This window comes from Micrococcus sp. KRD077, from assembly GCF_017168505.1.
Classification (GTDB): Bacteria; Actinomycetota; Actinomycetes; order Actinomycetales; family Micrococcaceae; genus Micrococcus; species Micrococcus luteus.
This window is the reverse complement of the sequence record NZ_JABFAZ010000007.1, coordinates 57,855-73,172: the sequence shown is the minus strand read 5'-3', so window position 1 is coordinate 73,172 and position 15,318 is coordinate 57,855. Positions and strand designations below refer to the sequence as shown.

General features: G+C 72.8%; 14 protein-coding genes. 7 read left to right on the top strand and 7 right to left on the bottom strand.

Annotated features, from left to right (window positions below; translation table 11 throughout):
• Positions 1-152 precede the first annotated feature (152 nt).
• Together J1M39_RS02340 and J1M39_RS02335 are read left to right on the top strand one after the other, a co-directional pair.
• Positions 153-524 (top strand): hypothetical protein, encoded by a 372-nt coding sequence (locus J1M39_RS02340; protein ID WP_036315240.1) that lies wholly within the window; start codon positions 153-155, stop codon positions 522-524.
• Complete coding sequence (locus tag J1M39_RS02335) at positions 521-1,438, top strand: SURF1 family cytochrome oxidase biogenesis protein (RefSeq protein WP_036315243.1); 918 nt, start codon at positions 521-523, stop codon at positions 1,436-1,438. Before J1M39_RS02340 ends, J1M39_RS02335 begins: the two co-directional genes overlap by 4 nt.
• A gap of 30 nt (positions 1,439-1,468) precedes the next feature.
• Here the strand turns inward: J1M39_RS02335 and abc-f are convergent, their stop codons facing one another.
• A complete protein-coding gene (gene abc-f / locus J1M39_RS02330; RefSeq protein WP_036315246.1) occupies positions 1,469-3,067 on the bottom strand; it encodes a ribosomal protection-like ABC-F family protein in 1,599 nt (532 codons plus the stop codon).
• A 122-nt stretch (positions 3,068-3,189) separates the two neighbouring features.
• On the opposite strand from abc-f, the gene ypfJ reads away from it, so the two are divergent.
• Entirely contained in the window at positions 3,190-4,137 is a 948-nt protein-coding gene (ypfJ, locus tag J1M39_RS02325) for a KPN_02809 family neutral zinc metallopeptidase (protein ID WP_101967462.1), read from the top strand.
• 108 nt (positions 4,138-4,245) lie between these two features.
• On the opposite strand, the gene J1M39_RS02320 is transcribed toward ypfJ, so the two are convergent.
• The 5 genes from J1M39_RS02320 to J1M39_RS02300 all read right to left on the bottom strand — a co-directional run bounded on the left by J1M39_RS02320 (position 4,246) and on the right by J1M39_RS02300 (position 8,866).
• A complete protein-coding gene (locus J1M39_RS02320) occupies positions 4,246-4,572 on the bottom strand; it encodes a metal-sulfur cluster assembly factor (protein WP_002855327.1) in 327 nt (108 codons plus the stop codon).
• A 1-nt stretch (position 4,573) separates the two neighbouring features.
• Complete coding sequence (gene sufC / locus J1M39_RS02315) at positions 4,574-5,338, bottom strand: Fe-S cluster assembly ATPase SufC (RefSeq protein WP_036315253.1); 765 nt, start codon at positions 5,336-5,338, stop codon at positions 4,574-4,576.
• A gap of 46 nt (positions 5,339-5,384) precedes the next feature.
• Positions 5,385-6,623: a Fe-S cluster assembly protein SufD gene (gene sufD, locus J1M39_RS02310; RefSeq protein WP_123243851.1), complete on the bottom strand. Its 1,239-nt coding sequence runs from the start codon at positions 6,621-6,623 to the stop codon at positions 5,385-5,387.
• Position 6,624: 1 nt separating this feature from the next.
• Complete coding sequence (sufB, locus tag J1M39_RS02305; RefSeq protein WP_049158418.1) at positions 6,625-8,097, bottom strand: Fe-S cluster assembly protein SufB; 1,473 nt, start codon at positions 8,095-8,097, stop codon at positions 6,625-6,627.
• A 76-nt stretch (positions 8,098-8,173) separates the two neighbouring features.
• Positions 8,174-8,866 carry a helix-turn-helix transcriptional regulator gene (locus tag J1M39_RS02300; protein ID WP_268892700.1) on the bottom strand — a complete coding sequence of 231 codons (693 nt, stop codon included), beginning with the start codon at positions 8,864-8,866 and terminating at the stop codon, positions 8,174-8,176.
• Between the two features lie 141 nt (positions 8,867-9,007).
• On the opposite strand from J1M39_RS02300, the gene J1M39_RS02295 reads away from it, so the two are divergent.
• From J1M39_RS02295 to J1M39_RS02285, 3 genes are read left to right on the top strand one after another with little or no spacing between them, the layout of a single operon-like run.
• Positions 9,008-9,973 (top strand): ABC transporter ATP-binding protein, encoded by a 966-nt coding sequence (locus tag J1M39_RS02295; protein ID WP_342356359.1) that lies wholly within the window; start codon positions 9,008-9,010, stop codon positions 9,971-9,973.
• On the top strand, positions 9,970-10,746 hold the full coding sequence (locus tag J1M39_RS02290) for an ABC transporter permease (protein ID WP_036315265.1): 777 nt from the start codon (positions 9,970-9,972) through the stop codon (positions 10,744-10,746). Before J1M39_RS02295 ends, J1M39_RS02290 begins: the two co-directional genes overlap by 4 nt.
• A 42-nt stretch (positions 10,747-10,788) precedes the next feature.
• On the top strand, positions 10,789-11,805 hold the full coding sequence (locus J1M39_RS02285; protein ID WP_036315267.1) for a COX15/CtaA family protein: 1,017 nt from the start codon (positions 10,789-10,791) through the stop codon (positions 11,803-11,805).
• 87 nt (positions 11,806-11,892) lie between these two features.
• Here the strand turns inward: J1M39_RS02285 and J1M39_RS02280 are convergent, their stop codons facing one another.
• The gene (locus J1M39_RS02280) at positions 11,893-12,876 is read right to left on the bottom strand and encodes a heme o synthase (RefSeq protein ID WP_036315269.1); all 984 of its coding nucleotides are present in this window, start codon (positions 12,874-12,876) and stop codon (positions 11,893-11,895) included.
• Between the two features lie 262 nt (positions 12,877-13,138).
• Between J1M39_RS02280 and tkt the strand changes: the two genes are divergently transcribed.
• Positions 13,139-15,313, top strand: a complete 2,175-nt coding sequence (gene tkt, locus J1M39_RS02275; protein ID WP_036315272.1) for a transketolase — start codon at positions 13,139-13,141, stop codon at positions 15,311-15,313.
• The last annotated feature ends 5 nt before the right edge of the window (positions 15,314-15,318 follow it).

Sequence of the window (15,318 nt, the reverse complement as noted above, 5' to 3'; positions counted from 1 at the left end):
GCCCTGGCCCCCCGCCCCGACGACACGGCGGCGCCCAAGCCGGTCGTGCTCACCGGCGACCTCGTGGACGACCCGCGCGACCGTGCGCCCCGGGCGCTGGGCCGAGGGTCCTCGTCCGCCGGCGGTCCCGGCCTGCCCGGACGGGGCGCCGCGTGATCGGGGCGGGCCCGGGTGAGCCGGGCATGGACCTGCTGGGCGCCCTCGCGTCCGGCCGCCTCGACCCCGCCGCCGGTGCCTCCGCCGCCCGATCCCCGCACGCCGCAGCGGACGGGCCCGAGCGGCCGGTCTGCTCGCGCCGCGGGTGCACCGCGGAGGCGACCTGGGCCCTGGAGTGGAACAACCCGCGCGTCCACGCCCCGGACCGCGTGAAGACCTGGCTGGCCTGCGCGGACCATCGACCCTTCCTGGACGACTTCCTGAGCGCCCGCGGCTTCCTGCGGCGCTCCCGCCCACTCGACCCGCCCGCCACGGAGGCGCCCGAGGTCGAGACGCCCGAGACCCCGCAGGAGCCCCCGCGCCCATGAGCACCCCCGCACCCATGTCGGCCCCGACCGCCCGCGACGCCGAACGCCTGCCTCCCCTGCGCTTCGGCTTCCTCGCCACCGGCCCGTGGATCCTCGGCTTCGTGCTGTGCATCCTCTTCGCGTTCCTGTGCCATGCGCTCGCCCAGTGGCAGTGGGACCGCCGCGTGGAGGTCCAGCACCGCGTCAACCGCGTCCTGGAGAACTACGACGACGACCCGGTCCCGTTCGCCGAGGCCTCCCGGCTGTTCACCGCGTTCCAGACCGAGGACGAGTGGACGCCTGTGACACTGACCGGCGAGTACCTCGTCGACGAGACGCTCATCGTCCGCAACCGTCCCCGCGCCGGCCAGCCCGGCTACGAGGTGCTCGTGCCGTTCCGGACGGACGAGGGCCCCGTCGTCGTGGTGGACCGCGGCTGGCTCCCGGTGGGCAACAGCCCGGGTCAGCCGGACGCCGTGCCGGCCCCGCCCGCCGGCCACGCCGAGGTCGTGGTGCGGGTCAAGCCCGGGGAGCCGGCCCTGGACCGCGACGCCCCGGACGGCCAGGTGCCCTCGATCGACCTCGCCGAGATCGCCGACACCGTGGGCGGGCCCGTGGCCGGGACGGCCTACGGGATCATGGTCACGGAGGACCCGGCGGTGGAGTCGATGCCGCAGAAGCTCGTCGAGCCCACCCTGGACGAGGGCCCGCACCTGTCCTACGCGATCCAGTGGTACCTGTTCGCGGCCATGGGCTTCGGGGTGTGGGGGTACTCCGCGTGGATGCGCGCCCGCAACGACCGGGCCGACGCCCTCGACGACGCCGCGGACGACGGGCTGCTCTCCGCGCACCGGGTCCCCCGCGCCAAGCCGGCCCGGCGGCGGCGCGACGGGCGGCTTACGGACGAGGAGGCCGAGGACGCGCTCTTCGACTGAGCCCGCCCTCCGCCTCGGCGGCCCGCGCACTCAGGCGAGGGTGATGAGGTCCCTGTAGTCGTCGTTCCAGAGGTCCTCGACCCCGTCCGGCAGCAGCACCACGCGCTCGGGGTCGAGCGCCTCGACGGCGCCCTCGTCGTGGGTCACGAGCACCACGGCACCCTCGTACTGGCGCAGCGCATGGAGGATCTCCTCACGGCTGGCGGGGTCGAGGTTGTTCGTGGGCTCGTCCAGCAGCAGCACGTTCGCGCTCGAGGCCACGAGCGTGGCCAGCGCCAGGCGGGTCTTCTCGCCACCGGAGAGGACGCGGGCGGGCTTGTCGACGTCGTCGCCCTGGAAGAGGAACGATCCGAGCAGCGTGCGCGCCTGGGTGTCGCCGAGCTGCGGGGCGGCGTGGCGCATGTTGTCCAGGACCGACGCGTCCTGGTCCAGGGTGTCGTGCTCCTGGGCGAAGTAGCCCAGCTTGAGCCCGTGGCCCGCCTGGACCTCGCCGGTGTCCGGGGTCTCCTCCCCGGCGAGCATGCGCAGCAGCGTCGTCTTGCCGGCGCCGTTGTAGCCCAGGATCACCACGCGCGAGCCGCGGTCGATCGCCAGGTCCACTCCCGTGAAGATCTCGAGCGAGCCGTAGGACTTGGAGAGGTTCTCGGCGCGCAGCGGCGTCTTGCCGGAGGCCTGCGGGGTGGGGAAGCGGATCGCGGCCACGCGGTCGACCGCGCGCTCGCCCTCGACGCCGCGCATGAGCCGCTCGGCGCGCTTGATCATGTTCTGCGCGGCGGTGGCCTTGGTCGCCTTGGCACGCATCTTCTCGGCCTGGGCCATGAGGGCCGAGGCCTTCTTCTCCGCGTTGGCGAACTCCCGGCGGCGGCGCGCCTCGTCCTGCTGGCGCTGGGCGAGGTAGTTCTTCCACGTCATGTTGTAGACGTCCATGGTCTGCCGGTTCGCGTCCAGGTAGAGGACCTTGTTCACGGTCATCTCCATGAGCTCCACGTCGTGCGAGATCATCAGGAGGCCGCCGGAGTAGGTCTTCAGGTAGTCGCGCAGCCACACGATCGAGTCGTGGTCGAGGTGGTTGGTGGGCTCGTCCAGCAGCATGATGTCCGCGTCGGAGAAGAGGATGCGGGCGAGCTCCACGCGGCGGCGCTGGCCGCCGGAGAGGGTGTGCAGCGGCTGGTCCAGGACGCGGTCCGGCAGGCCGAGGTTGGACGTGATCCGGGCGGCCTCGGACTCGGCCGCGTAGCCGCCGCGGGCCTCGAACTCCGCCTCCAGACGGGAGTAGCGGTTCATCGCCCGCTCCCGCTCGGCGTCGTCGACGGCGGCCATCCCGGCCTCGGCCTCGCGCATGCGCCGGATGGTCTGGTCCAGGTCGCGGGCGGAGAGGATGCGGTCTCGGCCGGACTGGTCCATGTCCTCGACCTTGGGGTCCTGGGGCAGATAGCCGATGCGCCCGGTCCGGGTCACGGTGCCCGCCGTGGGCTGCCCGCCGCCGGCCAGGACCTTGGTCAGCGTCGTCTTGCCGGCGCCGTTGCGCCCCACGAGGCCGACCTTGTCCCCCTTGTCCACGCGGAAGTTCACCTCGTCCATGAGGAGACGGGCGCCCACGCGCAGTTCGACATCGGTGACGGTCAGCATGGGGGTGTCAGACTCCAGGGGTCGAGGGAAGAACAGGGGTGCACCGGCGGGGCCCGGGCGATCCCGACGGGCGGGGGCCAGTGCGGTGCCGGGCCAGTCTAGTCCGTCTACACTCTGGCCCCATGAGCTTCAACGAGAACGTGCAGATCGACGCCGGCCGGGCCCGATCGGGCGGTGGCGGCGGGCTGGGGGGCCGGGGCATCGCCATCGGCGGTGGCGGCGGCCTGCTCGCGTTGCTGCTCGCGATCTTCGCGCCCGGGCTGGCCGAGCAGCTCGGCATCGACACGGGCGGCGGATCCGCCGGACAGAGCCAGTACCAGCAGCAGACGGGCTCGGGCGGCCAGGGCCAGCCCATCTCGGACGAGGCGTGCGCCAGCGGTGCGGACGCCAACCAGAACACGGACTGCCGCGTCATCGCGACCACCGAGGCCGCGGACGAGTTCTGGGGCGAGTACCTCGCCCAGTTCTCGGACATCCAGTGGCGCCAGCCGCAGCTCACCCTGTTCCGGGGCGGCGTGAGCACCGGCTGCGGCAGCGCCTCCTCGGCCACGGGCCCGTTCTACTGCCCGGCGGACGAGTCCATGTACTTCGACACCGCGTTCTTCGAGACGCTGCAGACCGACTTCGGCGCCGAGGGCGGGCCGCTGGCGGAGGAGTACATCGTGGCGCACGAGTACGGCCACCACGTCCAGCAGGTCACCGGCTACCTGCAGCACTCCAAGGACGGGACCACCGGCCCCACCTCCGGCGCCGTGCGCGCGGAGCTGCAGGCCGACTGCTTCGCCGGCATGTGGGCCGGGCACGCCGCTTCCACCGTGGACCCCGAGTCCGGCGCGCCGTTCCTGAAGCCGATCTCGCAGGACCAGCTGCGCCAGGCCATCGACGCGGCCTCCGCCGTGGGCGATGACCGCATCCAGTCCACCCACACCGGCCGGGTGAACCCCGAGGCGTTCACGCACGGCACCTCCGAGCAGCGCATGGCCTGGTTCATGCGCGGCTACCAGAGCTCCCAGCAGGAGCCGGACATCCGTCAGTGCGACACGTTCCGGGCCTCCTCCCTGGACATCTGAGCCGGGAGCCCCGGGGCGCCTGCGGGCCCGTCCGCACTCCCCCACCACGACGGCGGCCCGTCACCTTCACGCAGAAGGTGACGGGCCGCCGTCGTGGTCCGGGCCGGATCAGATGTTGAAGCCGAGGGCGCGCATCTGGTCGCGACCGTCCTCGGTGATCCGCTCGGGGCCCCACGGGGGCATCCAGACCCAGTTCAGCCGCCACTCGTCCACCATGGTGCCGATCGCGCGGGAGACCTGGTCCTCGATCTCGTCCGTGAGCGGGCAGGCCGCGGTGGTCAGGGTCATGTCCACGAGCAGCGCGCCGTCGTCGGCGTAGTGCAGCCCGTAGAGCAGGCCCAGGTCCACGACGTTGACGCCCAGCTCCGGATCGATCACGTCCTTGAGGGCCTCACGGATGTCCTCCGTGGGCGCCTGGTTCGTGGTCTCCGTCATCTCAGGCCCCCGCCGCGGCCTTCTCGAAGCGGGCGTAGCCCTCGGCCTCGAGCTGCTCGGCGAGCTCCGGGCCGCCGGACTCGGCGACGCGGCCGTCCACCAGCACGTGCACGTGATCCGGCTTGATGTAGTTGAGGATCCGCGTGTAGTGGGTGATCAGCAGGGTGCCCATCTCGTTCTGCGCCTGGGCGCGGTTGACGCCCTCGGAGACGATGCGCAGCGCGTCGACGTCGAGGCCGGAGTCGGTCTCGTCGAGGATCGCGAACGTGGGCTTGAACAGCTCGAGCTGGAGGATCTCGGCGCGCTTCTTCTCGCCGCCGGAGAAGCCCTCGTTGACGTTGCGGTTCATGAACGCCGGGTCGATCTGCAGGGCCTCGAAGGCGCCCTTGACGTCCTTGGTCCAGGTGCGCAGCGAGGGGGCCTGGCCGTCGAGCGCGGTCTTGGCGGTGCGCAGGAAGTTGGTCATGGTGACGCCCGGGATCTCCACGGGGTACTGCATGGCCAGGAAGAGGCCGGCCTGCGCGCGCTCGTCGACGCTCATCTCCAGCACATCCTCGCCGTCGAGGGTGATGGAGCCGGAGGTGACCTCGTAGCGCGGGTGGCCGGCGATGGTCGAGGCCAGGGTGGACTTGCCGGAGCCGTTCGGGCCCATGATCGCGTGGGTCTCGCCCGTCTCGATGGTCAGGGAGAGGCCCTTCAGGATCTCCTTGGGGCCGTTCTCGGTCGCGATCTGCACGTGCAGGTCGGTGATCTGCAGGGTTGCCATGGTGGTTCTCCTCGGGTGGAAGGCGGTGGGGTCTGCGGGGCGTCGGTCAGAGCTGCGCGATGCGGAGCTCGTCCTCCATGACGGCGGTCAGCTCGTCCTCGACGTCGCCGATGCCGATCTTCTGGATGATCTCGTTGAGGAAGCCGCGCACGATCAGGCGGCGGGCCTCGGTCTCGGAGATGCCGCGGGCCATCAGGTAGAACAGCTGGGTCTCGTCGAAGCGGCCGGTCGCGGACGCGTGGCCCGCACCCTCGATCACGCCGGTCTCGATCTCCAGGTTCGGCACCGAGTCCGCGCGCGCCCCGTCGGAGAGCAGCAGGTTCTGGTTCTTCTCGTACGTGTCCGTGCCCTCGGCCTCCTTGCGGATCAGCACGTCGCCCACCCACACGGTGCGCGCGTCCGTGCCCTGCAGGGCGCCCTTGTAGAGCACGTTCGAGACGCAGTCCGGCTGGTTGTGGTCCACGAACAGGCGGTTCTCGAGGTGCTGACCGGCGTCGGCGAAGTACAGGCCGTACATCTCGGCCTCGCCGCGCTCGGCGGCGAACCGCGCGGTCGGGGTCAGCCGCACCACGCCGCCGCCGTAGGACACGGCCACGTGCTTGAAGTGCGCGTTCGTGGCGACCGAGGCCTGCTGGGCCGAGACGTGCACGGCATCGCCCTCCCAGGCCTGCAGCGCGACCACGTTCAGGCGGGCGTCGCGGCGCACGTCGAACTCGACGTTCTGGGCCAGCACGGCGGTGCCGCGGTGGGCGATCACGACGTCGGCCTGCGCGTTCTCCTCCACGAGCACGGTCAGGTGCATCGCGGCCGGGTCGGAGGAGGAGCCGACGACGTCGATGCGCACCGGCTCGGCGACCTCGCCGGAGATCGTCACGACGGTGGCCTCGGAGACCGAGTTCCAGGCCGCGGCGGACACGCGGTCGTCCGGGGTCAGGACGGAGCCGACGCGGGCGTCGTCGCGGGCCACGGTCTCCACCGTGACGCCGGCCTGCTCGGCCACGGTCACGGCGGGGGCGGCACCGGTCAGGCGCGCGTCGTCGCCCTCGGGCAGGTGCAGCCCGCCCAGGCGCTTGAGCGGGGTGAAGCGCCAGTCCTCCTCGCGCCCCGTGAGCACGGGGAAGTCGGACAGCTCGAAGGAGCTGAGGCGATCGGCGCGCGAGCCCGCGGCGTTGCGCTCCCGGCCCCCGGCCCGGGCAGCCGGGTTCTGTGCGACGGTGAGCTTCTCGCCCTCCTCGCCCATGCCCGGGATCATGGTCCGCTGGGTGTTCTCCACGGTGTCGGTCATGTCAGCCCACCGATCCTTCCATCTGCAGTTCGATCAGCTTGTTGAGCTCGAGCGCGTACTCCATGGGCAGCTCGCGGGCGATCGGCTCGATGAAGCCGCGCACGATCATGGCCATGGCCTCGTCCTCGGACATCCCGCGGCTCATGAGGTAGAAGAGCTGCTCCTCGGACACCTTCGAGACGGTCGCCTCGTGGCCGAGGGTCACGTCGTCCTCCCGGATGTCGATGTACGGGTACGTGTCGGAGCGGGAGACCGTGTCCACGAGCAGGGCGTCGCACACCACCGAGTTCGCGGAGCCGTTCGCGCCCTCGGCGATCTGCACCAGGCCGCGATAGGCGGCGCGGCCGCCGCTGCGGGCCACGGACTTGGACACGATCGAGGAGTTCGTGTGCGGGGCCATGTGCACCATCTTGGAGCCGGTGTCCTGGTGCTGGTCCTTGCCCGCGAACGCGACGGAGAGGGTCTCGCCGGTGGCGTGCTCGCCGGTCAGGTACACGGCCGGGTACTTCATGGTCACCTTGGAGCCGATGTTGCCGTCGATCCACTCCATGGTGCCGCCGGCCTCGACCACGGCGCGCTTGGTCACGAGGTTGTACACGTTCGTGGACCAGTTCTGGATGGTGGTGTAGCGCACGCGGGCGTTCTTCTTCACCACGATCTCCACGACGGCCGAGTGCAGCGAGTCGGACTGGTAGATCGGGGCGGTGCAGCCCTCGATGTAGTGCACGTACGAGTCCTCGTCCGCGATGATCAGCGTCCGCTCGAACTGGCCCATGTTCTCCGTGTTGATGCGGAAGTAGGCCTGCAGCGGGATCTCCACGTGCACGCCCTTGGGCACGTACACGAAGGAGCCGCCGGACCACACGGCCGTGTTCAGGGAGGCGAACTTGTTGTCGCCGACCGGGATCACGGTGCCGAAGTACTCCTCGAAGATCTCCGGGTGCTCCTTGAGCGCGGTGTCGGTGTCGAGGAACACGACGCCCTGCTCCTCCAGGTCCTCGCGGATCTGGTGGTAGACGACCTCGGACTCGTACTGGGCGGCGACGCCGGCCACGAGACGCTCGCGCTCGGCCTCGGGGATGCCCAGGCGCTCGTAGGTGTTGCGGATGTCCTCGGGCAGGTCCTCCCAGGTCTTGGCCTGGCCCTCGGTGGAGCGCACGAAGTACTTGATGTTGTCGAAGTCGATGCCCGACAGGTCCGGGCCCCACGCCGGCATCGGCTTGCGCTCGAAGTACTTGAGGGCCTTGAGGCGCAGGTTGCGCATCCACTCCGGCTCGTCCTTCTTGCCGGAGATGTCGCGCACGACGTCCTCGTTCAGACCACGGACGGCCTTCTCGCCGGCCGCGTCGGAGTCGGCCCAGCCGTACTGGTAGGCGCCGATGGCGTTGAGCTCGGGGTTCTTGTCGAGGATCTCCTGGATCACGCCGGGGTCGGCGGTCTCCGCGGAGTCCCGCTGGACGATCTGGTCGGTCATCTCAGCCTCTCTCACTAGTCACTGCGGTCGGGGTCGGTCGGGTGGTCGGCGGGAGCCGGGGCGAGGCCCGCACGGCTCAGTCGCGGCCCAGCGGCACATGTGTGGTGCACACGTGGGCGCCGGCGGCGAGGGTCGAGAGCCGGCGCACGTCCACCTCGAGCAGGCGGGCGAACAGCGCGGTCTCCTCTTCACAGAACTCCGGATGGCGGGCGGGAATTCCCTGGAACGGGCAGTGCCCCTGGCAGACCTGGTCCGCGCGGAGGGTGGGCGCCAGGCCCGCGCCGAAGTGGCGCAGCGTGCCGGCGTAGCCGGCCTCGTCGAGGACCCGCGCGAGGATCCGGGTGCGCTCCTGGAGCGCGGTCTCCCGGCCGCCGACGGCGGCCGTGAAGCGCTCCTCGATCTCACGGAAGGCGTGGCGCGCGGCGCGGCGCACCTCCTCCTCCCCGCCGAGCTCCTCGAGGCGGGCCAGGGTGTCCAGGGCGACGGCGAGGTGGTCCTTGGGCAGGTGCTCCTGCGCGTGCGAGGTGACCACGTAGCGGCGGGAGGGCCGTCCCGCGCCGCGGGCCGCGGTGACCCGCTTGACCTCGACGAGCGAGTCCTCCTCGAGCGCGTCCAGGTGGCGGCGCACGGCGGCGGCGGTCAGCTCCAGCTCGCGACCGATCTCGGCCGCGCTCACGGGTCCACGCGTCAGGACCAGCTGCAGCACACGCTCGCGCGTGCCCTCGGCCGGGGCCGGAGCGGGGGGCGACGCAGACTGATCCGAATACACCACGCCATCATGACCTATTGATCTGGAACGGTTCAAGTGAGGATCGCCTGGCTTGATGACGCCCGCGGCGGAACCCGCGTCAGACCGGGCGCCCCGGCCCCTCGAGCCGGGGTCGCAGGGCCCGAGGACTAGACTGGCACAGTGCCCCGACCTCCCCTGACCCCGGATCCCGTGCCGCGCGACGAGCCCGTCCTGCGCCTGAGCGACGTCCACCGGAGCCTCGGCCGCGGCCGGTCCCGCACCCCCGTCCTGCGGGGCGTCGACCTCACCGCCCGTGCCGGCGCCGTCACGGTGCTGCTCGGCCCCAACGGGGCCGGCAAGTCCACCACCCTCGGCCTCTGCCACGGCATGGACCGGCCCGACGCCGGCACCGTGCGCGTGTTCGGCGCAGACCCGTGGCGGGCCTCCGCCGACCTGCGCGCCCGCATCGGCGTGATGTGGCAGGAGGGCGGCCTGCCGCCCGCGATCCCCGCCCGCCGCTTCATCGGCCATGTGGCGTCCCTGTACCGCGACCCGCTGCCCGTCGAGCCGCTGCTGGAGCGCCTGCTGATCGCCGACGTCGCCGGCCGCCCCCTGCGCCGCCTCTCCGGTGGCCAGCGCCAACGCGTCGCGCTCGCGGCCGCCCTCGTCGGCCGGCCGGACATGCTGTTCCTCGACGAGCCCACCGCGGGCCTCGACCCGGAGACCCGGCCCGTCGTGCACGACGTCGTGCGTGAACAGACCGACCGCGGCGCCGCCGTGCTGCTGACCACGCACCTGCTCGACGACGCCGAGCGGCTCGCGGACGACGTCGCCATCCTGCGCGCCGGCCGCGTGGTGCGCTCCGGCTCGCTGGCCGAGCTCACGCGCGTGGCCGAGGGCGACGTCGTCGACGTGGACTTCGGCGACGCCTCCCCCGACGCCGTCCGCGCCTGGGCCGACACCCTGCCCGCGCCGCTGCGCGCGGCCGGCCTCGACGAGTCCGCCCGCCTGCGCGTGGCCGGCGTCCGCGGCCCGGACGACCTGGCCGTCCTCGCCGCGAGCTGGCGGGAGCACGCCCTGATGCCCACCCGATTCGAGCGCGCCGGACTGCGCCTCGAGCAGATCCTCCGGGAGACCGCCGCATGAGCACGCCCGTCGTCGACCACCGCGCCCCGGCCGGCACCGGAGCCCACGCCGGCGCCGCCCCGCTGGCCGCCCGCGTCCTGCGTCAGGCCGGCTACGAGACCGGCACCGCGCTGCGCAACGGCGAGCAGCTGCTCGTCACCGTGGTGCTGCCCCTGCTCGCGCTCGTGGGCGTGCACGTCACCGGCCTGCTGGACGCCCCCGGCCGCTCGGGCCTGGACGTGGCCGTGCCCGGCGTGCTCGCCCTGGCCGTGATCAGCTCCGCGTTCACGGCCACCGCGATCGCCACGGGCTTCGAGCGTCGCTACGACGTGCTCGCCGCCCTGGCCACCACCCCGCTGGGCACGCTCGGCCTCGTCGCCGGCAAGGCCCTGGCGGTGGTGGCCCTCCTGCTGGTGCAGGTGAGCGTGATCGGCGGCGTCGGCCTGGCGCTCGGCTGGCGTCCGGACCCCGAGGGGATCCTGCCGGCCCTCGTCGCCCTCGCGCTGGGGGCCGCCGCCTTCACGGCCCTCGGGCTGCTGCTCGCCGGCACGGCCCGGCCGGAGGCGACCCTCGCCGTCGCCAACCTGCTGTGGGTGCTGTTCGGCGCCGTCGGCGGCACGGTGTTCCCCGCGCGGGTGCCCGGCGTGGACCTGCTCCCCTCCGGCGCGCTGGGCACGGCCCTGCGGGCCGCCCTCCTGGACGGGGCCTGGTCGCCCGTCCCCCTGCTCGTGCTCACCCTGTGGGGCGCCGTGGCCGTCGCGGCCGCGCTCCGCTGGTTCCGCTGGCGGCCCTGAGCCGTTCCCCGTCCCCCTGCATCGAACGATCGGAAGGACACCGTGTCCACCACCACCCCCGCGGCCGGGACCGCCCCGGCCGGGCTCGCCGCCCGCCTGCCGCAGCGCCTCACGAAGGCCACCATGGCCCTCGCCGTGGCGTCCCTGGCGTCCGAGATCGGCATCATCGTCACCGGCGGCGCCGTGCGCCTCACCGGCTCCGGCCTGGGCTGCCCCACGTGGCCCAAGTGCTCACCCGAGTCCCTCACCAACACCCCAGAGATGGGCATCCACGGCTACATCGAATTCGGCAACCGGACGCTGACGTTCGTCCTGGTGGTCATCGCCGCCGCCATGTTCCTGTCCCTGTGGAACCTGCGCGGCACCCACCGGAGCCCCTTCTGGCTCTCCGTGGGCCTGCTGGCCGGCATCCCCGCGCAGGCCCTCGTGGGCGGCGTCGTGGTCCTGACGCATCTGAACCCGTGGTGGGTGGCCGGTCACTTCATCGTGTCCTCGATCATGGTCGCCGTGGCGACCCTGCTCGTGGTGCGCATCGCCGCCGAGCGCCGCGCCGGCCGGGCGGGCGTGCCCCTCGTGGACGGCGCCACCACCGTCCGGTCCCGTGCCGCCGCCTGGGCGGCGTTCGCGCTGACGTGGGCCGCCGTGTACCTGGGCACCGTGGTGACCGGCACGGGCCCGCACTCCGGCGACCCCGGCTCGCCGCGCCACGAGTTCGACCCGCTGCTGGTCACCCGGATCCACGTGATCCCGGTGTACCTGCTCCTGGCGGCCGCCCTGGTCCTGTTCTTCACGGTGCGCCGCGCGGCCGGCGCCTCCCGCCTGCAGCGCGCCGCCGTGCTGCGGCTCCTGCTCGCCCTCGTGTTCCAGGCCGCCGTGGGCTACACCCAGCACTTCACGGGCCTGCCGATCGGTGTGGTCCTGCTGCACATGCTCGGCTCGGCACTGCTCGTGGCGTCGGCGACGGAGGCCTGGGACCGGCAGGTCGCCCGCTACGTCACGGCCGGACCCGGTGCCGCGGTCGAGACCGCCACGCCCGCGCGCACCGTCGCCGCGGGCTGACGCCCCGCGCACGCGAACGGCCCCGCACCGGCTGGTGCGGGGCCGTCGTCGTCGGCGTCCCGGGGAGCGCTGGGGGCGGACCGGCGCTCAGGCGCCGAAGTGCATCAGCGGCGCACCCACGAACGGGTCCACGGCCAGGGCGATGAACAGCAGCGTCAGGTAGGTGATGGAGAGGTGGAAGACCTTCATGGCCTTGCGGTCCTCGAAGTCCTCGCGCTGGGCCTGCACCTGCAGCACGTGGGACTCCCAGATGAACCAGCCGCCGACGACGAGCGCGACCGCGGTGTAGACGATGCCGGCCCAGCCCATCGGCACGAGCAGGAGGGAGCAGGCCACGGTGGCCCACGCGTAGAGCACGACCTGGTTGGAGACGTGGCGCGCGGAGGCGATGGCGCCGAGCATCGGCACGTCGGCCTGCTGGTAGTCGCGCTTGTACTTCATGGACAGCGGCCAGTAGTGCGGGGGCGTCCACAGGAAGACCACGAGGAACAGCACGATGGCCGGCCACTCGACGGTCCCGCGCACGGCCGCCCAGCCGATCAGCACGGGGAAGCAGCCGGCGATGCCGCCCCACACGATGTTCTGCTCCGTGCGGCGCTTGAGCACGAGCGAGTACACGACCACGTAGAAGAAGATGGCGGCCACACCCAGGCCGGCCGCCAGCCAGTTGGCGCCGAACCCGAGGATCAGGATGGACACGACCGTCTGCACCCACGCGAACACGAGGGCCTCGCGGGGGGTGACCTCGCCGGTGACGAGCGGCCGGTTCTCGGTGCGCTTCATGACCCGGTCGATGTCGCGGTCGATGTAGCAGTTGAAGGTGCCGGAGGCGCCGGCGGCGAGCGCACCGCCGACGAGCGTGGCGATCATGGTGAGCACGTCCGGGAAGCCGCGCTGCGCGAAGATCATGGTCGGCAGCGTGGTCACCAGCAGCAGCTCGATCACCCGGGGCTTCGTCAGCTCGACGTACGCCCGGACCTTGCGGCGCAGGGGCAGCGGGGACCGGTCGACGACGCCGGGCTCGGCGGCGGCGACGCGGGCGGCGGACGGCGACTCCAGGGAGGATGACATCTGCTTCTCACGGTGAGGGGACGGTGGGCGTGCCCGTCCCGGGGTTCGGATCGGCCACTCGGGCGGTCCGCCTGCGGTCAGGCCTTGACCCAGTCTACTCGTGTCAACGGCTGTTCGCCCGGGGGCGAAGCATGTCATGAGGCGCCCGGTCGGGCCCGCCCCGCCGTCGCGCGGCTAGGCTGGGACGACGGCCCCGCGCCGCGACGCCCCGGCGTCGGCCGGGGCCGCACCCCGACGCTCCCGATCCGCCAGGAGAGAACCCGTGACCGACGCCGCGCAGCCGTCCACCCCCCCGACCCTGGACCGGGTGGCCCCGGCCCGCGGGTTCGTCTACTCGGAGCAGGACCGCCGGATGGTGGACACGCTCAAGGCGCTCTCGGCGGACGCCGTGGAGAAGGCCGGGCACGGCCACCCCGGCACCGCGATCTCGCTGGCCCCCGTGGCGTGGCAGCTGTACCAGAACGTCATGCACCTGGACCCCACGGACGACCGCTGGGAGGGCCGGGATCGCTTCATCCTCTCCGCGGGCCACGCCTCGCTCATCCAGTACCTGCAGTTGTTCGCCGCGGGCGCCGGGCTCGAGATCGAGGACATCCAGGGGCTGCGCACCGAGGGATCCAGGACCCCGGGCCACCCGGAGTACGGCCACACCCACGGCGTCGAGGTGACCACGGGTCCGCTGGGCCAGGGCCTGGCGATGGGCGTCGGCTTCGCGTACGAGCAGCGCCGCGTGCGCGGGCTGATGGACCCCGACGCCGCCCCCGGCACCTCCCCGTTCGACCACCACGTGTTCGTGCTCGCCTCCGACGGGGACATCCAGGAGGGCGTCGCCGCCGAGGCCTCCTCGCTGGCCGGGCACCAGGAGCTCGGGAACCTGGTCGTCGTCTACGACGCGAACCGCATCTCGATCGAGGACGACACGGACATCGCGTTCACCGAGGACGTGGTCCGCCGCTACGAGGCCTACGGCTGGCACGTGCAGGAGGTCGACTGGACCAACGGCGCCCAGGGCCACGCCGTGACCGAGTACACGGAGGACGTGGAGGCCCTGTACGACGCCCTCGTCGCGGCCAAGGCCGAGACCGGCCGGCCCTCGCTGATCAAGCTGCGCACCGTGATCGGCTGGCCCTCCCCCACGAAGCAGAACACCGGCGGCATCCACGGCTCCAAGCTCGGCACGGACGAGGTCGCCGGCCTCAAGGAGAGCCTCGGGCTGGACCCGACCAAGACCTTCGACGTCGACCCCGAGCTCCTGGCCCGCGCCCGGTCCATCGCCGAGCGCTCGGCAGAGTACCGCCGCGGCTGGGAGGTGGCGTTCCAGGCCTGGCGCGAGGCGAACCCGGAGAACGCGCGGCTGTACGACCGACTGGCCGGACGAGAGCTGCCCGCTGGCTTCGCGGACGCGTTCCCGTCCTGGGACGCGGACGAGAAGGGCCTGGCCACGCGCGCGGCCTCCGGAGAGGTGCTCACGGCCCTCGCGCCGGTCATGCCCGAGCTCTGGGGCGGCTCGGCCGACCTCGCCGGGTCGAACAACACCACCATGAAGGGCGAGCCCTCCTTCATCCCGGCCCGCCGCTCCACCGCCACGTGGCAGGGCCACGAGTACGGCCGCACCCTGCACTTCGGCGTCCGCGAGTTCGCGGCCGGGGCGATCGTCAACGGCATCACGATCGGCGGCCTGACCCGCGCGTACGTGGGCACGTTCCTGACGTTCTCCGACTACATGCGCCCCGCCGTCCGCCTGGCCGCCCTCATGGGCACCCCGAGCACGTACGTGTGGACGCACGACTCCATCGGCCTCGGCGAGGACGGCCCCACGCACCAGCCGGTGGAGCACCTGGCCGCCCTGCGGGCCATCCCCGGGCTCGACGTCGTCCGCCCGGCCGACGCCAACGAGACCGCGTGGGCGTGGCGGACGGTGCTCGAGCACCGGGACCGCCCGGCCGGGCTCGTCCTGTCCCGGCAGAGCCTGCCCGTGCTCCCCCGGGACACGGACGGCTTCGCCCCCGCCTCGGGCGTGGCCCGCGGCGCCTACGTCCTCATCGACGCCACGGATGCCGACGGCGCGCCGACGCCGGCCCGCGCGCTGCTGATCGCGACCGGCTCCGAGGTCTCCGTGGCCGTGCGGGCCCGCGCGCTGCTGCAGGCCGACGGCGTCCCGACCCGCGTCGTCTCCGCCCCCTGCCTCGAGTGGTTCGCCGAGCAGGACGAGGCCTACCGGGCCGAGGTCCTGCCCGACGGCCCCGACGCCCCGGTCCGCGTCTCCGTCGAGGCCGGCATCGCGATGCCGTGGTTCGAGCACACGGTGACGGCCTCCTCCCCGGGCGCCCGCGTGAGCCTCGAGCACTACGGCGAGTCGGCCGACGGCGCCCGCCTGATGGAGAAGTACGGATTCACTGGCGAGCACGTCGCCGAGGTGACCCGCGGCCTCCTCTGAGGCCC

Coding starts and splice junctions, on each gene's coding strand:
- sufD (WP_123243851.1), bottom strand. CDS start 6,623: ATGACCGACACCGTGGAGAACACCCAGCGGACCATGATCCCGGGCATG.
- J1M39_RS02290 (WP_036315265.1), top strand. CDS start 9,970: ATGAGCACGCCCGTCGTCGACCACCGCGCCCCGGCCGGCACCGGAGCC.
- sufB (WP_049158418.1), bottom strand. CDS start 8,097: ATGACCGACCAGATCGTCCAGCGGGACTCCGCGGAGACCGCCGACCCC.
- J1M39_RS02280 (WP_036315269.1), bottom strand. CDS start 12,876: ATGTCATCCTCCCTGGAGTCGCCGTCCGCCGCCCGCGTCGCCGCCGCC.
- J1M39_RS02335 (WP_036315243.1), top strand. CDS start 521: ATGAGCACCCCCGCACCCATGTCGGCCCCGACCGCCCGCGACGCCGAA.
- ypfJ (WP_101967462.1), top strand. CDS start 3,190: ATGAGCTTCAACGAGAACGTGCAGATCGACGCCGGCCGGGCCCGATCG.
- J1M39_RS02320 (WP_002855327.1), bottom strand. CDS start 4,572: ATGACGGAGACCACGAACCAGGCGCCCACGGAGGACATCCGTGAGGCC.
- abc-f (WP_036315246.1), bottom strand. CDS start 3,067: ATGCTGACCGTCACCGATGTCGAACTGCGCGTGGGCGCCCGTCTCCTC.
- sufC (WP_036315253.1), bottom strand. CDS start 5,338: ATGGCAACCCTGCAGATCACCGACCTGCACGTGCAGATCGCGACCGAG.